Annotated in this window: 1 protein-coding gene; it reads left to right on the forward strand. The window is 60.4% G+C overall.

Features of this window, described 5'->3' with window-relative positions; all coding sequences use genetic code 11:
- Positions 1-782, forward strand: a 782-nt coding sequence (gene purU / locus AF337_RS12235; RefSeq protein ID WP_244471230.1) for a formyltetrahydrofolate deformylase, incomplete at both ends; no start/stop codon positions are given.

A 782-nucleotide genomic window follows, 5' to 3' on the forward strand; every position in this document is an offset into this window, starting at 1 on the left:
GTATCCTGCAAATCGACGCGCGGCATCGTTGCGGCGATTTCGAGCTATCTGGCGGAGAAGGGCTGCAACATCATCGACAGCTCGCAGTTCGACGATCTCGATACCGGCAAGTTCTTCATGCGCGTCTCCTTCATTTCCGAGGAGGGTCTTTCCGGCACCGAGATCGGCGCCGATTTTGCCGCCGTCGCCGCACCATTCGAGATGGACTACGAATTTCACGACAGCGAGAAGCGCATGAAGGTGCTCTTGATGGTGTCGCGCTTCGGCCATTGTCTCAACGACCTGCTCTACCGCTGGAAGATCGGCGCTCTGCCGATCGACATCGTCGGCGTCGTCTCCAACCATTTCGACTACCAGAAGGTCGTGGTCAACCACGACATCCCCTTCCACCATATTCCGGTCACCAAGGCCAACAAGGTGCAGGCCGAGGCCCATATCATGTCGGTGGCCGAGCAGACCGGCACCGAGCTGATCGTGCTCGCCCGCTACATGCAGATCCTGTCGGACGAGATGTGCCAGAAGATGTCGGGCAAGATCATCAACATCCACCATTCCTTCCTGCCGTCCTTCAAGGGCGCCAACCCTTACAAGCAGGCCTATGGCCGCGGCGTCAAGCTGATCGGCGCCACGGCCCATTACGTCACCGCCGATCTCGACGAAGGCCCGATCATCGAGCAGGACACGGCGCGCATCACCCATGCGCAGTCGCCCGACGACTATGTCTCGATCGGCCGCGACGTCGAAAGCCAGGTGCTGGCCCGCGCCATCCACGCCCATATCCA

Origin of the sequence: Rhizobium ecuadorense (assembly GCF_001187535.1) — a bacterium.
In the GTDB taxonomy this organism is placed as follows: Bacteria; Pseudomonadota; Alphaproteobacteria; order Rhizobiales; family Rhizobiaceae; genus Rhizobium; species Rhizobium ecuadorense.